This is a genomic window from Pseudohalioglobus sediminis, assembly GCF_008370495.1.
In the GTDB taxonomy this organism is placed as follows: domain Bacteria; phylum Pseudomonadota; class Gammaproteobacteria; order Pseudomonadales; family Halieaceae; genus Halioglobus.
Genome location: NZ_VTUX01000006.1, coordinates 17,751 through 36,405, shown reverse-complemented (window position 1 = coordinate 36,405; position 18,655 = coordinate 17,751). Strand labels below are relative to the sequence as shown.

The window sequence follows — 18,655 nt, the reverse complement described above, 5'->3', positions numbered from 1 at the left end:
AAGAAAATTTCCTGAAGCTGAGATACTCTGTCGCCAAATATCGACAAATCCCTCCCCACTTCTTCCCCGGTTTGAGTAAAGCCCCGCGTTGGTAGCGAAAACCAGAAAACGTGAATTTTTAACACATTGATATACCTATAAAAATTACAGATTGGCCTGTTTATGGCATGGAGAAGGCCTGTCTGCATGCCCAACGCGGATGGCATTGAAAAAGCGTCGTGAGCTTGGGGAATGCCATTTCGCGAATGAGTAGTAGCGCCATCACTGAATAGGAAATCTGCGAGCCTTGTACAAGGGCGTCGCCATGGCCCAATGCCATGCCTTTCCAAAGCCGGCGTCAAGCAGGGGCATGCTCGGAATATTCATTAAGAGGTAAAGATGTTATTCAACATGATTAGGACTAATTCACACTGTGAGCAAAGCGGTCAGCAGCAGGGCGTTTCCGCTTCGCGCGGTCGAGAAAAATGTAGTTTTGAGCGTGCCGGGACCTCGAGGTGGTCTGGTTTCACAAAATACATTGGCATCGCGGCCACCCTGGTAACGGTTGCAGTGCATCCAGCAGTGGCCAATGCGGCCATGGAGCAGGTGCATGACTTTGAGTCCGGTAAGCTTGATAGCCTTTGGTGCCATGGCAACTGCCCGACGGTTACAAACAACATTCCAGCTCGAACGGGCAAATACTCGATGCGTTCTTCGCTGAGCGAAAGCAGTTCCAATATAAAGCGCACCGAGGGGATTTTTAAAAACCCCACTGGCAGGCGAATGACGTGGAACAAAGACTACTGGATCGGCTTCAGCGTCTACATGCCAGCCAATTGGAAGCACTATAACAAGTTCGAAATCGTCGCCCAGATTCATGCCACGAAAGATCCAGGAGAGAGCCAGCAACAGCCACCTTTTGCGATTTACACGGGTAGCGGGGACTGGAAGCTCACCAACCGATGGGGCACCGGTGGCAGCAAAAAAGAGTGGTCGCTCAACAGCGTCTATGAAGATGTGGGTCGCTGGACTGATTTTGTAATTCACTACAAACCCTCTTACACCTCCAGTGGCGTACTCAGGGTGTGGAAAAATGGCGCGCTTGTTGCACAGCGAAATGGGGCGAACGCCTACAAAGACAATGCAGGACCTTACTTTACGCTCGGTCTCTACACGGGCCTGTTTGCGGCAACGGACGGAAGACCAGCCAAGGTCGTGTACCACGATGCTCTGCGCGTGGCTTCCGGTTCCAGCGCACGGTATCAGGACGTGGCGCCTCCCGGTACACCGGGCAGCGGCTCAGGTTCTATTGTGACCCCGCCAGAAGCACCGGAATCAGGAGACAGTTCCAACGACAATGGGGATACATCTACCGACCGCGATGGCCTCGACCTGGTTAACCTATTTGACGGCAGCGGACTACAAATGGCTTGTCATGGTAATTGCCCGACGCTGAGCAGCCAGTTCAGCCGCAGCGGTAGCAAATCCATGAAATCTACGGTCAGTACTTCTAGTAACAACAAAAAGCGCACGCAAGCTGTTGTCAGTAACAAAAGCGCCCGGGAGATGGTATTTGACCGGGACTACTGGATGGGTTTCAGTGTCTACCTTCCCAGCGGCTGGCAAGTGCCTCGTAAGAGGGAGATTGTGGCGGAGATCCGCAGGACGCCCGACGCTGGAGAAAGATCTTCCTCCGCGTTTGAAATACTCACTGGTGATGGTGACTGGACGCTGAGAAACAACTGGGGAAGCGGTGACAGGAAATGGTCCCTGAACAGCGTTTATGAAAGTGTTGGACGTTGGACGGACTTTGTCATTCACTACCGGCCCTCATACAAGTCCACTGGTATCCTGGAAGTATGGAAAAACGGCACATTAGTGGCCCGGCGCACGGGGCCTAATATAGAAAGAGATGCTAAGGGTCCCTACCTGGCTCTTGGTCTGTTGAAGGATTACACCAGCCCGTCTTCGCAGACTGTCTATCATGATTCTCTGCGTATTGCGTCCGGCTCTTCAGCGAGATACTCAGACGTCGCGCCCTAGTGCTTGATGGATAGATGACATCATCACGAAACCGTCGTTGGTATACCAGCGGCGGTTTTTTTGCACTCTGATTAAGTGAGCATACGGCGTGCTGCGCCGTACTTCCGGGTTCGAATATCGACCGTCAAAGGTCGAGTCTTGCGGGATTGCATGTTCCGGTCCACAAGCCACTTTCATGTGTTTCGGTATGCACTGCTGAAATCGACGCTGCTCGAGTTGATCAAGGCGTGCTTTTGTCCACGCTCATCAATGCTTGGCTTTGAGAGTCCTTGTTCAGGACGATATCTTCCGCTCATCTCTGTTGCTTCGACCCGCTTCGGGCACCCTGATTTATCCGAAGGTTCCCGTGCGCATCCCTGCGCTGCTGCCCCAATTTTGTGAACTGAGTCTCAACTCAAGCCCGGGTATCTTTTCCTTGCCAACAAATCTTCAGTTTTCTCAAGAAATACCTTTTAGGCATGTTTCAAGCTCATTACCATCATCATAGGTAATTACTGGCGGCGCCAACAATGCGCTTCGGATTGGCCTGTATGGGAGCAGGTTTTATCGCTGGTCGAGACGTGTGAATGAATCGCTGGATGTCTCCACCGCAAATTTAGGGGCAAAAGACCATGGATTTTCTCTCGAACAACCGGATTGACGAATCGCAGAGCGATGGTGAAAAGCAGGGATGCTTGGTAGACAAATTGTCATGGCGACAAGTCACCCGCGCCGACTGGCAGGGGGTGTCCAAATTCCTGGGTATCGCTGCACTTTTCGCTGCGATGTCCGTGACACCTTCGCTCGCCTCGGCCGCCGTTGATCGAGTTCATGACTTTGAATCGGGCGATCTCGGCCTCGGGTGTCATGGCAACTGCCCTATAATCACCGATGAGATTCCTGCCCGCAGCGGAAAATATTCCATGCGGTCCTTCCTCAGCGAATCGAGTCAAAACCTCAAGCGCACCGAGGGTATTTTCAAGACGTCCACGAACAGATGGATGGAATGGAACAGGGATTACTGGATCGGTTTCAGTGTGTATATCCCGGAAGGCTGGAAGCACTACGACAAATTTGAAATCCTGGCCCAGATTCACGCTACCGTGGATCCAGGCGAGCCTCAGCAACAGCCTCCCTTCGCCATATATACAGGAAGTGGTGAATGGAAAATTACCAGTCGGTGGAATACCGGTCAGCAACAGGTCAATTGGCCACTCAACAGCGTCTACGAGGACACAGGTAAGTGGACAGATTTTGTAATCCACTACAAGCCCTCTTACACGGATTCTGGCGTTCTGCGGGTTTGGAAAAATGGCGATCTTGTAGCAAGGCGCTACGGGCCTAACGCATACGACGATGAGCGTGGCCCTTATTTCACAATGGGGCTCTATACAAGCCTGTACACGCAAACTGATGGCAATCCTCGTAAGTTCGTCTATCACGATGCATTGCGCGTGGCTTCGGGTCCAACTGCAAGGTACAGCGATGTTGCGCCCTCAGGCAGCGCTAGCGGCAGTTCCGAGGAACCGGCAATCATCGTCGAGGAGCCCACAGAGACCATTGTGAGCAACACGGGAGACTCTACCGGTTCCCAAACCGGCAGCCCTGAGGAGCCCTCTGGTGCCGACGAGGAGCCAGCAGGCGGTGACGAATATCTCACCTGTGATTCAACTGTTTCCGAGGATGCGTTTACATGGGAAGTGTCACCTGAACTCGATCAGGAACATAATTTTGATTCGGGCGACTTTACTCTACAAGGTCATGGCAACAGCCCTACGGTAACGAGCCACTTCAGCCAGAGTGGTGGATACTCCATGAAGTCCACGGTCAGTAACACCAGCAAGAATAAGAAGCGCACTCAGGCGATTATCAAAGGCCAGAACAATCGCCTGATGCAATTTGATCGTGATTACTGGATAGGATTCAGCGTCTATCTGCCAGAGGACTGGCAAGTACCTGGAAAACGCGAAATTCTCGCTGAGCTGCGCCGAACCCCCGATGCAGGAGAAAGCCACTCCGCAGCCTTTGAGATTCACACAGGGACCGGAGAATGGAGGATCCGCAACCTTTGGGAGGGCGGAAGAAAAGACTGGGTGCTGGGAAGTGTTTTTGAGGACGTGGGCCGGTGGACAGATTTTGTGATTCACTATAAGCCCTCCTTCACTTCCTCGGGCGTTCTCGAAGTATGGAAGGATGGGGTATTGGTTGCGCGGCGCAACGGCCCGAATACGCAGAAAGACGCGAATGGCCCCTTCCTCGCACTCGGACTGCTGAAAGATGCTTATAAAGCTCCAGTCAAGTCTGTGTATCATGATTCTTTGCGTATCGCATCAGGCGCTGGGGCGACTTTTGAAGATGTCATGATGCAAGGACAGGCGACGCAACGCGTTGCTTCGTGCGCCGATACAGGTACTGGGGACCAGGTTACGGAGGAGGTTGATTCAATCGGCCTGGATCACAATGTTGGATTTGAGACGGGTGAGCTCCTCTTGAACTGTCACGGAAACTGTCCGACAGTGACGACCCAACTCAGCCGTGACGGTGACTTCGCCATGAAGTCTACCGTGAGCAAGAGTAGCAATAATAAGAAGCGGACCCAGGCGAAAATCGTCGGAAAGCAAAACAGACAGATGGTCTTTGACCGAGACTACTGGATCGGTTTTAGTGTTTATCTGCCAAATGACTGGGATGTACCCGGGAAGCGCGAAATTCTGGCTGAGATTCTCAGGACTCCAGATCCTGGCGAAAGAAGTTCTGCAGCTTTTGAAATACGCAGCGGATCCGGTGACTGGGAAATCCGCAGTCGTTGGGGAAGTGACGAAAAAAGCTGGGTACTGAGTAGCGTTTATGAAAGCGTAGGTCGATGGACAGACTTTGTTATCCATTATCGGCCTTCCAGTACTCCTTCAGGCATCCTGGAGGTGTGGAAAGACGGAACGCTCGTTGCTCGTCGGGTCGGCCGTAACATCGAGAAGGATGCTGAAGGTCCTTACCTGTTGCTTGGCTTGTTGAAAGACTACCCTAGTGACTCAGCCAAGACCGTTTATCATGACGCGCTGCGTATCGCGTCGGGCCCCGATGCCAGATATGAGGATGTGGCGCTTTAAGGACTTCTCCCGAAGAAATAGCAGCCCCAAAGAGGGGGCTGTATTTACAGGCAGAAGAGATGATGGCGGCAGGAACTGATAGCTAGTTGTTATGTGAACATAGCCATTTGAATGTGTGAGATCGCCCGGGCAACTGTCCCGGGCGTTTTTTTTCGATAACTGATGCGAATATTTCACTCCCGCTTGTGCGGATATGGGCTTGTTGAGTTGGCTGTTATCGGCCTATGGCCTCAGCAGCGAGCTGAAGTCGTAGCCAGGAGTGGTTTTTTGGGACGGAATCGCTCACGTATCCGTCGCATGTTTCCATTACGACAAGAGGTCGCGGCGGGTTGATACCGGCTCTCAAGTAAAATTTGGTGTCCTTTCCGATTCATGTTCAAGACCTACGCAGTTATCATGCAAGCTTCCGGCGAATACGCCTGTGCATGATCATCATCATGCGAGCGGCTGGCAGAATTGCTTACACGCGAGAAGGGGTCTATGGATCGAACTACGATAATAACGCTTTCAACGAAAGGTCCGGGTGGTATCAGGACTGTCGTCGAAAACTATATTTCCGTTGGGCTGTACGAGGACTACGACCACCACTGGATAGCGACACACGATATCGGGTCCGTGTTCAGCAGATTAATGATATTTGCCCGGTCAATTTTCCAGTTATTGCGGCTTCTTCCCCGGAAACCAATATTGCACATACATGTTGCAAGCTACGGTAGTTTTTTCCGTAAATGGCTGCTTACACTGATCGGTAAGGTATTTGGGTGCAAGGTAATACTGCATTTACACGGTTCGGAGTTCAAAGTCTTCTATTCCAGTGCATCCACTGTAACGAAGGAGATGGTGAAATCGACGTTTCATCGCGCTGATGTAGTTATTGTGCTCTCGGAGAGCTGGAAAGCATATGTTTTGTCCATTGCCGACAATGCGGAAATTGAGGTAGTTAACAATTTCGTTCCGCAAATACCAATAGACGCTGCCAAGAGTGACTCCAGCCAATTTGCCGTACTGTTCATGGGTAAGCTGGGGGAGAGAAAGGGCGTTTATGATCTGATAAGTGCCGTGGGAAGAATTGCGCAGCAAATACCGGACAGCGTTTTCTATCTTTGCGGGGATGGTGAAATCGAGAAAGTGAACGAGGAAATAGCTGCCGCGGGTCTGGCAGATTTCTTTTCGGTTGAAGGCTGGATCGGCATTGAAGACAAAGCGGACTACTATTCAAAAGCAGATGTATTTCTGCTCCCCTCATATAACGAGGGCCTGCCCATGTCCATCCTGGAGGCGATGTCGTCTGCGCTTCCGCTGATTGCGACACCTGTGGGAGGCATTCCTGAGGTGATTGAATCTGGAGCGAATGGTCTGCTGGTCGAGCCTGGCGATATTGATGGCCTGGCACAGGCGATCCTGTCACTCTTTCGTGACGTGGAGTCCAGAAATCACCTGGGACAGGCTGCATTGCGGTGCTATCAGGAGCGTTACTGCCCGGAAGTGATTGTGCCTAAACTCAAGTCTATCTATCTAAACCTGGCGTAGTTGCCGCCAGTGCAGGTTCCAGCAGCCATAGCCATAAAACGTTGGTGAAATAGCCGCCGATCCCTGTTCAAGCGTGCATGCTCTCCTCAGCACCGAAGATTTTTTCGTCTCCAACGGCATTTCATGGAAATGTACGGTCCTGGGTTGTTTTCAGTCGATCATTCGAAAGACTGGGTAAGGGGGCTAGGTTAGCCGGGGAATATTAAGCAGGGCAGAAAACAGGGCGCGCTTCTCTTGAGCTTTTTCCCGGAGGCCTACATTTTCCAGAATGAAGAAGACTGAAATAAACAGTCGCCAGACACCACGATTATAACGCTCGTACCACCAGAGAGTGCGTGGCCCGTTTAGTGACTCAACGTAAATTCGGCTACTCTTGTAGCTATGACAGGTGGTCGTTGTTGAAATCTGTCGAGCGCTGGCTCCGGAGTGATGGTAGACGCAAGCGGTGTCTACCGAAACGACACGGTACCCCCTGTCCCACGCTTTGTGGCACAGGAGCGTATCCTCGTAGTACATGAATATCCGATGATCAAGCAGCCCGTCTGCATCCATTAAATCGCGCCGGACCAACATGTAGCATCCGGGTATCCAATCGGTTTCGCACCATTTTGTGCCATTCTCATATTCGGCAACTTCGCGCCGTTGGCCACTTCTCGGCTTTCCGCGCTGGAATTGATAAACACAATCGACGGTGTAGCTGAGTACGAGGTCGATCAGGCTCGGGAAAGCACGGCATGGCATGTGCCTACGGTGATTTCTACCTTCTAGAGCGCCTGATGCAACACCTATTGAATCGTCGGCATCCATGAGAGACACCAGTTCAGGAAGTTTTCGATCAAGAAGTTTTGCGTCGCTGTTCAGCAAAAAGAAATATCTACCGCTGGCTTCGCGGGCAGCTTGATTAACCGCATTCGCAAAGCCGACATTCTCTGTATTCTCAATGAGTAATACGTCAGGGTAATTTTCTTTTACCAGTGCTGATGTGCCGTCCGCGGAAGCGTTGTCTACCAAGATAGTTTCGACCGCAAGGTCGGTTCCAATCTGTTCTTCAATTGAACTTAGGCAGCTATCAACCAACTCTATCGTGTTCCAGCTTACGATCAGAATACTTACGTCTATTGTCTTTGCCTTCATTTACCAAACGAACTCAGCAGTTTGCGAAATGCGCCGCGATGACTGGTGCCTTGCTGCCTTGATTAGCATTTGAGACCAGTGCGCGGAATGCACGGGATGTAGGGCAAACAGATATACACAGGACGCACAGTATTGGCAATCGAAATGATTCAATGCTGGGACGTAGGTAGCACTTTTGAGCACGGAACTTCTGACTTCCCTGAAGATAATTCACTGCGCTTGCGTGCTCCGCAATTGCAGCCAGTTTCAACAGGGCGAAAACTCAGGGCAAGCTGTTTTCTTGCAGCGCGTTTACTTACGTTGGCTGGCTCGTCTTCTCGTCATCGACGTGTTTCCAGGCGTGGCCATTGCCATATTCCACCTGGGGTTCGTTCTTACAAAAGACCATACCTGATCTCAAATTATCATAGTCCTGATGAGTGATGCCGAGTCCATTTTGCCTGCAGTAGTCAACAAACTCCTCAAAATCCCTGGCCACGACAAGAGGTGTGTCTTTGTGCCCTGTAGCCGCTGCTGGTGCTGCGCTGTCGTCGTTATTGCTGGTGAGCACACCCGCGTGCGTTTTCTGTTTTGAGCTGCCAGACTGCGGGGCAAAACGCTGTATTCGACTCCGCATGCCGAGGCGGGCATCTGCAGACTTCAGAATGTTGATCAGATGGCCTTTCGGTGACAATTTGAGAACCAGATCGTGCACCTCGCGTCGGGAATTAGAGAAACGAAGTTTGTACACTTCGTCGCCTATACCAAGGTCAATAACAGGAATCTCCGCCTTTTCGCAGTATGCGATCATCTCGAAGAGCAACACCTCCAGGGGGGAGTAATTGTAATACTTGATGTTTACAACTGGCGTATGCCAGATCATGGTGTCGTTGAATCTAATGCCGTAGTGGTAAGCGAGGGGTTCATCATCCACACTGATTTTCGTAAGGATTCTGTTACCCAGGTGTGACATGTACCGATCTACGGTGGAACTTTTGGTAAATGCGCTGGGTGTGTTGTGGAATTGCCTGGTTTCGATATGTAGAGCTCCCATTTGCTCTACCTCAGCCAGAGGTATTTCTTCACCTGTGAAGTGCTCACAGCTGTATGAGAAGCTTCTCTTACATTTATTAACGTGACGTTTCAGGCTTTTCTTGCGAAGTAGCGGTTGGTATCCGGTTTCTTCCAGGCTGCTGTCGTAGATGCATGTCTGGTGTGTGTGGACGACACCGCGTTTAACCCCTTCGGTGATGTCCAGGATGATGTTCTTTAGGCGTATATGATCCGCACCAGCAGCTTTGGCATCTTTCCTGATTTCTTCGAGTAAAACGCTTATGAAAGAGGGTTCCGAAAACAAGCAGTTGTAATCGAAAAAATCGTAACCATAAGCGCTGTAGGAGGCTATCCGCATACCGGCGATTTGCCTCTCTTCAATGAAACAGCATGAAAGTGCCCGGCAATCATTGTCTTCGACGATTGCAATTATCCTCAGGGGCTTACTGTCAACCTGTTGGAGGGCGGCCAGTTCTTGCCAAGATGGCGTTACAGAGCGCGGGAACTTCTGCGCAAGGAGAATGACATCGTCCGTGATTGTGTCAAATTTTAGTACTTTCATTTTACCCCATTCATCTCAGTGGGGATTCAGCCATGCGCGCAGTAACCTAGGGTGCGGCGTTTGGGAGGGAAACCAAGATGTTGTGCCCGTGACAGTATAGCATCTTTAGATTCGGATATGGCTGATCGGCGATAACAGTATCAAGGGCCTTCCGACATTTGGATTTTTGCTTCTGGGCTCAGGTTCTGCGGCCAGACTTATGGTAGTCGGGGGATGAGCAGAGCGCTGGGGGGCAGGCGGAAAGTGAGCTCAATCGGCCTGGCTTTGCCGGGTTTTCTGAATCGCGTAGCGAAATACGACGAGACAGAGTTTTCAAGCGCCATGATCGGCTGCCAGATGCGTGGTTATTCTCTCTTTGTGCTGTAACCCTTTGAATATGCAGTTAAAAAATCCTGTATGGCTGGCAGGCATGGCTTGCAGACAATGTTGCCCAGTTGTTCACTCGATCGCTTATGGAGCAAAATAACGACAAAAAGCGACGTTTTTATGATCAAAATAGCGTTCTCTCCCGGGTTAACTCTGTGAATAGAGTCACAACACAAAATTAGGGGAAATGTTAAGATTCGGTGTTGCAAGAGGTGGTTATTTTGGCGCTCAATGCCAAAGGCTTACCAGGCGCCGAGTGAGTTTGGGGTTGAAGGAAATAGGGGTGTGCCGGGTGGTCAATAAACGATCAGCACAGGGGCCGGTTCCCAAATGGGGTACTTAGATTGACTAGCATTGAAATGCACTTCAGCTCGGCCAACTATGAGGTGTGCGAGGTAACAGAGAGTACCGATCTCGATTCGCTTCGGGGACAGTGGCTTGGCTTTTTGCCGCAGGTGATGAACCGGAGTTATGTGCATGAATTTTCATGGTCAAAGGCCGTCTCCTCGGATTTGCTGCCGGGGCGTGTGGCGTATTACTGCGTTTACGACAGTGGCAAGCTGATTGCCGTTGTTCCATTGGAGCGGTGCTCTCGTGGCGTAGGCTTCTTCAGCTTGCGCTGGCTTCAGCTGCCTACAGATTCGAACATTTACTTGAATGACATCCTGGTGGATCGCGCATATGCCAGGTCGGGTATCCTCGATTTCGTCCTCAAGCATGTAGCGTCTCAATCGGGTTTTAGCTGGGACTACTGCAAGCTAAGGAAATTCTCTGAGCAGTCTACGCTTTTTGCTGAGCTGCAAGACACGTCTTCGTTGGTTCGTAAAATTTCCGAGTGTGATTATATCCCCTGCGGGGAGAGGGCTGACTTACAGCATATTTCCCGAAAAATGTGGAAGAACTGCACTCGTCTGGCCCGCAAGGCGGAAAGAGAGGTAGGCGAAATAGCGCTGTCCTCAAGCGAGCTCAGTGGTCAGCGCGAAGAATTCTATCGGGAGTTCATGAATATCGAGTCGTCCGGCTGGAAAGGCCATGACGGGAGTTGTACCAGCCTCGCTGCAGATGAATTGGCGCAGAAGTTCTTCGGCGCGCTGTTCGTGAACTGCGGAGAGGATATCCGTTCACGCGTTTTCCTGCTCCACTTCGGTGAGAAGGCTGTTGCCGGTATGCTTGCCATTCGAGTGGGTGGCACTTGGCACATCCTCAAAGTAGGGTACTCGGAAGAATACAAGAAATACGGGCCAGGTAGTGTTTTGCTACAGCGCTTCATCGAGTTGATGGTCGACGATCCGGAAGTCACGGAGATAAACCTCACCACAGCCCCTTACTGGGCTGACAGATGGCACTTCGAGTCTGCAGCGGTTTACGAAGCGGTATGTTTCGGGCCCACACTCTTGGCTAACCTGAGTTTCATCTATTTCTATGCAAAGGATAAGCTGGCGAGTATTCGAGATCGATGGATTTCGCCCGCAAAAGGGGTTTGTGATTGAACATTCTCGGAATTAACTACTTTTTCCATGATTCCTCAGCGTGTGTGCTTGTCGATGGAGAGCTTGTCGTTGCGCTGGAGGAAGAACGTTTCACGAGACAGAAACATACGACAGAGTTCCCCGAAGTCGCGATACAACGTTGCCTCGAAATAGCGGGGCTGTCGTACGAAGACATAGATCATGTTGCTGTTTCGATTAATCCCGGCAAAGACTGGTTTAAGAAAGCTATCTATGCCTTGAAACTGGCCAATAAAGCGCTTCCATTTATTAATCACGAGCTTATCAGGGGTCTGAAAAAACAGAAACAGTTCAGGTCCTGGTATTCGAAAAACTGGCGCAAGGGTGCCGGCCCCGCGGTCCACAAAGTCGACCATCACCAGGCCCACATAATGGGGTCTTTTTTCGTATCACCCTACGACCGTGCGGCGTTGCTGTCTATGGATGGGTCCGGTGAGTGGTCTACCACCTGGCTCGGTGAAACCGACGGCAGCAGCTTTGACTGTTTCAGCGAGAGCGAGTTTCCCAACTCTTTAGGCTCTTTTTATGAGACGGCAACGCAGTTTTGTGGCTTCAAGCCCAACTACGATGAAGGCAAGACCATGGGCCTCTCACCTTTTGGAGATCCTGAACGCTTTTTCCATGTCATGGATAAGACTGTTCGAGTAGAGGACGATGGGCGGGTATCGGTGGACCTTTCCTGGTTCGACTATCAGAACTGGGGGCATAACAGGTTCTCTTCAAAATACCTGGAGGCTTTCGGCGAGAGCAGGAAGGAAGGCGGTGCGATTGAGCAGCACCATGAAGACGTTGCTGCAGCGGCCCAGAAGGTGTTGGAGGAGAGGGCGCTTGAGATGTGCCGGATTCTTGAAGAAAGATCCTCTGCAGAGCACCTCGTGATAGCTGGAGGGGTTTCACTGAACAGCGTCATGAATGGTCGAATTCTTCGCGAAACCCGATTCAAAGACATCTATGTAATGCCCGCTGCTGGTGACAACGGTACGTCCATAGGAGCTGCCTATTACGTTCACAATGCAGTATTGAAGTCCGCGAAACGATTCCACCATGACAACCCCTATCTCGGTACCGAGTATTCCAATGCCGAGATAGAGAAAGTCTTGAAGGAAAGCAAATTACGTTACGAGCGCGTCGACGACCCTTGCGCAGCCGCAGCTGCCCTGTTGAAGCAAGGTAAGATTATCGGCTGGTTTCAGGGGCGCATGGAAATCGGCCCCAGAGCTCTCGGCAGCAGGAGTATCCTCGCCGACCCCACGTTGCCCGAAATGAAGGACAAAATTAATGCCGAGGTCAAGCACCGCGAGGCCTACAGACCTTTCGCCCCTTCCTGCACCGTGGAGGCTTATAAAGAGTATTTCGACATAGATGTTGAAGCGCCATTTATGTTGAAAGTCTGTGACGTTCTTCCGGATAAGAGGGCGTGCCTGCCAGCGATCACCCACGTTGATGGTTCTGCGCGTTTGCATACTGTGCGTGCCGAGATAAGCCCGCGCTATCATCGCATGATCGCTGAGTTCGGTAAGCTTTCAGGGGTCCCTGTAGTGCTCAACACCAGTTTTAATGTCATGGGCGAGCCGATTGTAGAGTCGCCGGTGCAAGCTGTCCGCTGCTTTTATTCTACCGGCCTGGATGCCCTTGTTATCGGCGATTTTGTCCTTCATAAGGAGGTGTAACCGGAATAGTTGGAGCCAGAGTGACCGCCGCCACCGCGCCGCCCGGCGCAGTAGGGCGGTTCTTTTCCGTACTATTGCCATTGGTATTTAGGGTTTGGAATGGTAAAGTTTGCCCAGCCGTAAAGAAGGTGCGGGGCGCGCCAGAGGCTGTTGTATTCAAAAGACCTTAAAAAAGGGGTAAAGGGGATGTTTATCAAGCGCCTGGCCATTTCGGCCTTTTTCTTTTTGTTTTCCACCACCGCGTTGGCGGAACCGTTTTCTGTAACGTGGACGGACACGCTCGGCGCTCCTATAGAGCCTCCTTATATAGCGGGCCAAACCGTTACAGTCACGATTGTGCTGGACAACGGCAGCTCGGATGCGATCTCGCAAACATGGACGGAGAGTGACATCGTTTCGGTCACCTATCTGCTCAATAACGGCGCCATCGAGACCGTTTTCAGCGGGAGTCCCCAACTCAACGCTGGCGGAGGCAGTTTTGTGACCGATGGCTCGGGCGCATTGTCGGCCGTGCCGTCTGCCTGGGGTAGCTTTACACTCGACGCGCCGGTGGTTACCAGTAACGATCCGCAGGGTGGCAGTGCCATTCGCTGGATCATCAATGGTGGAAACTGGATCTATCGTAACTTCAGTTCTGGCATTGCACCTCCGCCGGCTATTAATGCTCCGCGCGCCAGTGCGGTAAACGTGGCGAGCAACATTACTGTTGCCGGTTGGAGCGATCCAGTGCCTGTAAACCCCGTAACACCACCCGGGCCCGGACCTGCGCCAGCAGCGACGGCGATTCCCTCCATGCCAGTTTATGGTCTTTTGCTTACTGCCTTGGGGCTGTTGATATCCGCGGGTTGGCAATTCCGCAGGTCAACGAACTCCCGGGGTTAGGCCCAGTCAGCATCGCGGGCGAGGGCGCCTGAACAGTGATTTTCGCGCCCATCGCCCGGCACTCTACCGACACCAAATGGAACCCGCACAGCGGGTGCTATCCACGAGCGTTGTTCCTTCACACTGCCGACCACCGTAACTTGTGTTGAGTTGGTCGAGGTAGCTGGTAAAAATCAAATTCCCTCATAGCTGGCACACGTTTCTCACCCTGGCCAATGCCAGGTCTTTGAGCGTCTATGCCGTCGCCTTCTCCAGCGCCATCTCCAGCACCTTCTGTTGACACTCCAGTTCTTCCAGGGTTAGTGGAATGTCCGTGATGAAGGTGCGAAAGCCGACGTTTATGTAGCGCGCAACGATAGAGGAAATTCGATCAAAATCGCCCACGAGGTAGGGGCAGAAGGTTTTGTAGTTGTGGAAAGGGGTCAACCAGTAGGGGAATGCATCGGTGAGTTCTTCCTGTCGAATGGCCGTCAGGTCCTTGTGCCACTTGGAGTCGGTAGCTTTCATCGCCATCTGGTGCGCTACCTGCCCGCGCCTGTCTTCCTGGAACCTGCCCTCGGCCAGTTCCCAGGCTTCTTCGTTGCTGTCGCGCGCAACTATCCCCATGCGAATGCCGTAGTCTATGCCTTCTTCCAATGGTTGCTCCTCGTAAAAGCTGACCGGCTCGGGGTAGCGAACGGCCACTGCATCGAGCGTCCTGGCGGTAGCCAGGCCGGCCTCAGATGACCCGGACATCAGAACCACTGGCGCCATGTCTTTGTTGATGGACGGCTGTACCTTGAGATTCTGGATCTGGTAAAACTCGCCTTCGTAGGTCACGCTTTTTCCGGAGCCGTCGAGAAGTTGCTGCAGTATCTGGGTGAATTCAGTCATTCGATCGTAGCGACGGTCATGTGGCGTTGGATCACCCAGCGCAATCAGGTCGTTACGAAATGCGCCTGCCAGCATGTTAAGCGCGATGCGGCGACCATATAAATGCGCGAAGGTCGCGATCGATTTCGCTACCCAGTAGGGATGCATATAGACGGGCTGCGTAGCGATCAGCGGAGTCAGGCCCTCGGAGTGCTCCATGACAATCTGGGCAACGCTCCAGTTATTGACCAGCGAGTTATCGATGTAAACCAACATGCCATCAAAACCGCAGCTCTCGGTCCATCGGGTCGCCTCGATAACTCTATCACGGTAGAAGGATCCACCTTCTCTATAGAAGCCGGGCCGCTCAACCCCGTGGCTGTCGGTTAGTGTTGCCGGGCAAGTGGTGAATACTTCAATCGACAGATCGCCTTTCCTGGCTTTCATTCGCTTCTCCTGCTGTGCTGGCTGCAACTATTGCAGTTATCCGGATAGATATTTAATTACTACAATATCGGTACACGAAGGAAAAAACCTGCAGCTGAGGCAAGGAAATTTGAGCTCTTTTTTATCCAGATCAATCTTTCTGCAAGTAAGTCGATATGGTGTGCGGTTGATGGTCGTCGGAAGAGCGAGTCCCGGTTTGAGAACAACTTGATTTAGACAGGTCGGCCTGGATCAGTTTGTCCTATTCTTTGTTATTGTTTTTGAATCGTTTGGGTTCAATGTGGTGTCGTTTCAAGAGCTTATAGAAATCAGTGCGATTTCGCTGTGCCAGCAAGGCTGCATCGGCCACGGAGCCGCTGGTGATCCGCAGGACCTTCACCAGGTAGTCGTGCTCGAACTGTTGCCTGGCCTGGGTGAGTGACGGCAAATACTGGTCTTCCACCATCAGGGCGTCACGCACCAACGCTTCCGGTATCACCGGGGTCGTCGAAAGCGCGGAAGTGCGTTGCACCACGTTCTGCAGCTGGCGCACATTGCCTGGCCAGTTGAAGTGCACCATGACTTCCATCGCCGCCGGGGCAAAACTGGTCACGTTACCCATCTGAAAGCCTCCAGTCTGTCGCAGGAAGTGGTTGGCCAGCAGCGGAATGTCCTCCGCCCGCTCCTGCAGTGATGGCAGATGGAAGTTCACCACATTGAGGCGATAGTACAGGTCCTCGCGGAACAGGCCGTCCTGCATGTCCTGTTCGAGATCGCGGTTGGTGGCGGAAATGATGCGCACGTTTATCGGTTCCGCCTGTGTGCTGCCGATAGGGCGAATACGCCGCTCCTGAATGGCGCGTAACAGCTTGACCTGCAGTGCCACCGGCATATCGCCAATTTCATCGAGAAACAGGGTGCCGCCCTCTGCCGCGCGAAACAGGCCGATATGGGAAGCGACAGCGCCGGTGAAGGCGCCCTTTACATGGCCAAAGAGTTCGGACTCGAGCAATTGTTCAGGCAGTGCGCCGCAGTTGATCGCCACCAGCGGGCCACTACGATCAGAATCCGCTTCGTGAATCGCGCCTGCGAGCACCTCCTTGCCGGTGCCGCTGGCTCCGGTAATCAAAATACTGACGTCAGTTTTGGCGACCTGCTTTACCTGGTTGAGTATGTGTTCCATGGTGGGACTGCGCGTGACGATGTTGTCCCGCCAGCTTTCGAATATTTCTTCCTGCGTACCGGCGGATTGTTGCAGCGCAGCTGCAATGGTGGACAGCAGTACAGACTTGTCTACCGGCTTGATGAGGAATTCGAAAACCCCCATTTGCGTTGCCGAGACGGCCTCCGGGATAGTGCCCTGAGCCGACATCATGATGACGGGTAAGCCCGGGAAAAAGTGTCGCGCCTGCTCGAACAGCTCCAGTCCGCTGGCACCTTCCATGCGCAGGTCCGTTAGCATCAGTTCGATGGGTTCATTGCGCAGGACGGTCAGAGCGCTCTCCGCGGATTCCGCGGTGTGTACGAGGTAGCCTTCGGCCTCGAGCCTGATGGACAGGAGTTTCAGTAAGCCCGGGTCGTCGTCGACTACCAGCAGCTCCCGGCGCATGCTTACTGCTCCTGCTCGATGCGCGTGCTCATCGATTCCTCGACGTCAGTTATGGCGCGGATTTTCTCCAGCAGCTGAATGTTCTCCTGCGACTTCTCCGCCAGCGAAGCCTCCAGGCTGGCCTGGGTCCGGAGCAGGCCCTTGCGGTCTGCGTTGTTGTCCAGCTTGCTGATATTGTGCTGTTCGAGGATGCCGGCGAGTCGGCGTTGCTCGTTGTTCAATGCGGTGTCCTTGCGGATTTCACGGAATGCATTGCGGGCCTGGCGCCAGTTTGCTGCTGTGCTCAGCCGCTGGTTGAGCAGGCCGAAATAAAACTTTTCTGTGGCACCCTGCGGACGTCCAAGCTTTACCAACTCGGCGACGATTTCGCTGGTTTCCATAGTTGTCGTTTCAGCCGACAGTGCCAGCCATTCCTGCAGCCCTGCATAGGGTTCAAGGCAGGGGCAGGGCGGTGCTTCCACGATTTCCGGTTGTACCGTGCATGCGGTCACTGAAGTCAGCAGGACCAGGCAAAGGGCTAGTTTCTGGGGCATGTCAGTCTGAAACATACAGGTAAGTCGGTGTCGGCCACCAGTTCAAGCGTTCCGCCCTGGGATTCCATGCATTCCCTCGCCACGCTCAGGCCGATGCCGGAGCCCTTGATTGGGCCGCTGCGCTTGGCCACGCTTTGAAAGAAGGGTTCGAATATGCGCTCGGTATCCTCTGATGGTATCGCCTCTCCTGAATTGGCTACATCAACAACCAGACTAGCAGCTTTTTCCTTCCATACCAATTTGATAACCCCGCCTTCCGGTGCGTAGTTCACGGCGTTGGAGAGCAGGTTGTCCAGCGCAATACGCAGCTTATAGGGATCCGCCCGCCACTGATTCGTTGACCCACGTACTTCCAGGCGCAGGCTCTTGCTGTCGAGACTGATGCGATACTGCGAAACGAGGCCGTTACACAGTTCATGCAGGTCGATATCCTCGATTTGTGTCTGCTGCTGCGGAAGTCTGTTGATATCTACCAGGTTTTCGATCAGCCGCTGTAGCTCAATGCCATTGAGGCGTACGATCTCCACGATCTCCTGCTGCTGCTGCGATAGCTTCCCGGTAACGTGTTCGGCGAGCAGGTCAGTACCTTCACGCAGGCTGGCCAGTGGCGTTTTCAGCTCGTGGGAGATATGGCGCAGGAACTTTTGTTTTTCCTCTTCGGACTCGTGCAGCCGTTGCCGCAGCCACTCCAGTTTGGTGCCCAGTTCCCGTAACTCTTCGGGCCCGACTATTTCAATCGGTTGGCCCAGTCCCTCTGTGCCAAGTTGCTGGATTTCCCTGGCCAGTTTCTTGAGTGGTTTGTTGATCCAGTAACTGAAGAACAGCAACAGGGTCAGGGTCGCTGCGGCGAGCACTGAGAGTTGCACCATGAGGTAATCCAGCAGGGCGTCTGCGTCCGCCGAATTGGCATCCAGCAAATTTTCCACCGACGCCTCCAGCCACTTGTCGATGGCGACCCTGCGTTCCATGATCAGCTCGAATGACTGTTCCATGCGTGCCCGGTTATCTTCAATGTCACCCGATTCGAAGACCTGTCCCGGGACTTCCCTGCCGGACATGTCCAGGCGCTCCAGCAGGGTCAGCAGGCCGGCTATATCAGGGCTTTCAGTGAGCATTCTCGATTGCAGCGCCTGTAGCTTGAGCAGGTCTTCCATCAGGAACTGGCGTTCGCGCTCGAACAGCTCAGCCAGGTTGGGATCCCCCAGTGCCAGGTATTGTCTGGCACGCCGTTCCAGTTCCAGCAGGTCCCGCTGAACCTCTTCGCCAAGACGGGTGATATCTACCACCAGCCGGGCTACATTGCGGTTTTTGTCGCTGAGTTCTCCAAGCGTCTCGATGGTGAAGAGAATGGCGATACACAGCGGCGCCAGCGCGGCGAAGAAACCGACAACTACCAGTTGCAGTACAGATCTCGGTCGCCAGATGTACATCAGTGGGCACTTC

The 18,655-nt window shown here is 52.8% G+C and carries 12 protein-coding genes; 6 read left to right on the top strand and 6 right to left on the bottom strand.

What is annotated here, in order from left to right; all coding sequences use genetic code 11:
* The first annotated feature begins 378 nt into the window (after positions 1-378).
* The 3 genes from F0M18_RS12815 (at position 379) to F0M18_RS12805 (ending at position 6,638) form a co-directional block, all read left to right on the top strand.
* Complete coding sequence (locus F0M18_RS12815) at positions 379-2,022, top strand: polysaccharide lyase (protein WP_149611852.1); 1,644 nt, start codon at positions 379-381, stop codon at positions 2,020-2,022.
* Positions 2,023-2,633: 611 nt separating this feature from the next.
* Positions 2,634-5,108: a polysaccharide lyase gene (locus tag F0M18_RS12810; protein WP_149611851.1), complete on the top strand. Its 2,475-nt coding sequence runs from the start codon at positions 2,634-2,636 to the stop codon at positions 5,106-5,108.
* 480 nt (positions 5,109-5,588) lie between these two features.
* A complete protein-coding gene (locus F0M18_RS12805) occupies positions 5,589-6,638 on the top strand; it encodes a glycosyltransferase family 4 protein (protein WP_149611850.1) in 1,050 nt (349 codons plus the stop codon).
* A gap of 183 nt (positions 6,639-6,821) precedes the next feature.
* On the opposite strand, the gene F0M18_RS12800 is transcribed toward F0M18_RS12805, so the two are convergent.
* Both F0M18_RS12800 and F0M18_RS12795 read right to left on the bottom strand, forming a co-directional pair.
* Positions 6,822-7,772 carry a glycosyltransferase family 2 protein gene (locus tag F0M18_RS12800; RefSeq protein WP_149611849.1) on the bottom strand — a complete coding sequence of 317 codons (951 nt, stop codon included), beginning with the start codon at positions 7,770-7,772 and terminating at the stop codon, positions 6,822-6,824.
* A gap of 295 nt (positions 7,773-8,067) precedes the next feature.
* A complete protein-coding gene (locus tag F0M18_RS12795; RefSeq protein ID WP_149611848.1) occupies positions 8,068-9,366 on the bottom strand; it encodes a GNAT family N-acetyltransferase in 1,299 nt (432 codons plus the stop codon).
* A gap of 710 nt (positions 9,367-10,076) precedes the next feature.
* On the opposite strand from F0M18_RS12795, the gene F0M18_RS12790 reads away from it, so the two are divergent.
* The 3 genes from F0M18_RS12790 to F0M18_RS12780 all read left to right on the top strand — a co-directional run bounded on the left by F0M18_RS12790 (position 10,077) and on the right by F0M18_RS12780 (position 13,792).
* On the top strand, positions 10,077-11,222 hold the full coding sequence (locus F0M18_RS12790; RefSeq protein WP_149611847.1) for a GNAT family N-acetyltransferase: 1,146 nt from the start codon (positions 10,077-10,079) through the stop codon (positions 11,220-11,222).
* Entirely contained in the window at positions 11,219-12,910 is a 1,692-nt protein-coding gene (locus F0M18_RS12785; protein ID WP_149611846.1) for a carbamoyltransferase family protein, read from the top strand. The genes F0M18_RS12790 and F0M18_RS12785 overlap by 4 nt, the downstream gene beginning before the upstream one ends.
* Before the next feature lie 186 nt (positions 12,911-13,096).
* On the top strand, positions 13,097-13,792 hold the full coding sequence (locus F0M18_RS12780; protein WP_149611845.1) for a PEP-CTERM sorting domain-containing protein: 696 nt from the start codon (positions 13,097-13,099) through the stop codon (positions 13,790-13,792).
* 234 nt (positions 13,793-14,026) lie between these two features.
* Here F0M18_RS12780 and F0M18_RS12775 read toward each other — a convergent pair whose 3' ends face one another.
* From F0M18_RS12775 to F0M18_RS12760, 4 genes are all read right to left on the bottom strand, one after another.
* Complete coding sequence (locus tag F0M18_RS12775) at positions 14,027-15,091, bottom strand: LLM class flavin-dependent oxidoreductase (protein WP_149611844.1); 1,065 nt, start codon at positions 15,089-15,091, stop codon at positions 14,027-14,029.
* Positions 15,092-15,332: 241 nt separating this feature from the next.
* Positions 15,333-16,679, bottom strand: coding sequence for a sigma 54-interacting transcriptional regulator (locus F0M18_RS12770; RefSeq protein WP_149611843.1), 1,347 nt, complete (start codon positions 16,677-16,679; stop codon positions 15,333-15,335).
* Between the two features lie 2 nt (positions 16,680-16,681).
* On the bottom strand, positions 16,682-17,212 hold the full coding sequence (locus tag F0M18_RS12765) for a hypothetical protein (protein WP_149611842.1): 531 nt from the start codon (positions 17,210-17,212) through the stop codon (positions 16,682-16,684).
* The gene (locus F0M18_RS12760; RefSeq protein ID WP_149611841.1) at positions 17,197-18,642 is read right to left on the bottom strand and encodes a sensor histidine kinase; all 1,446 of its coding nucleotides are present in this window, start codon (positions 18,640-18,642) and stop codon (positions 17,197-17,199) included. The genes F0M18_RS12765 and F0M18_RS12760 overlap by 16 nt, the downstream gene beginning before the upstream one ends.
* Positions 18,643-18,655: the final 13 nt, after the last annotated feature.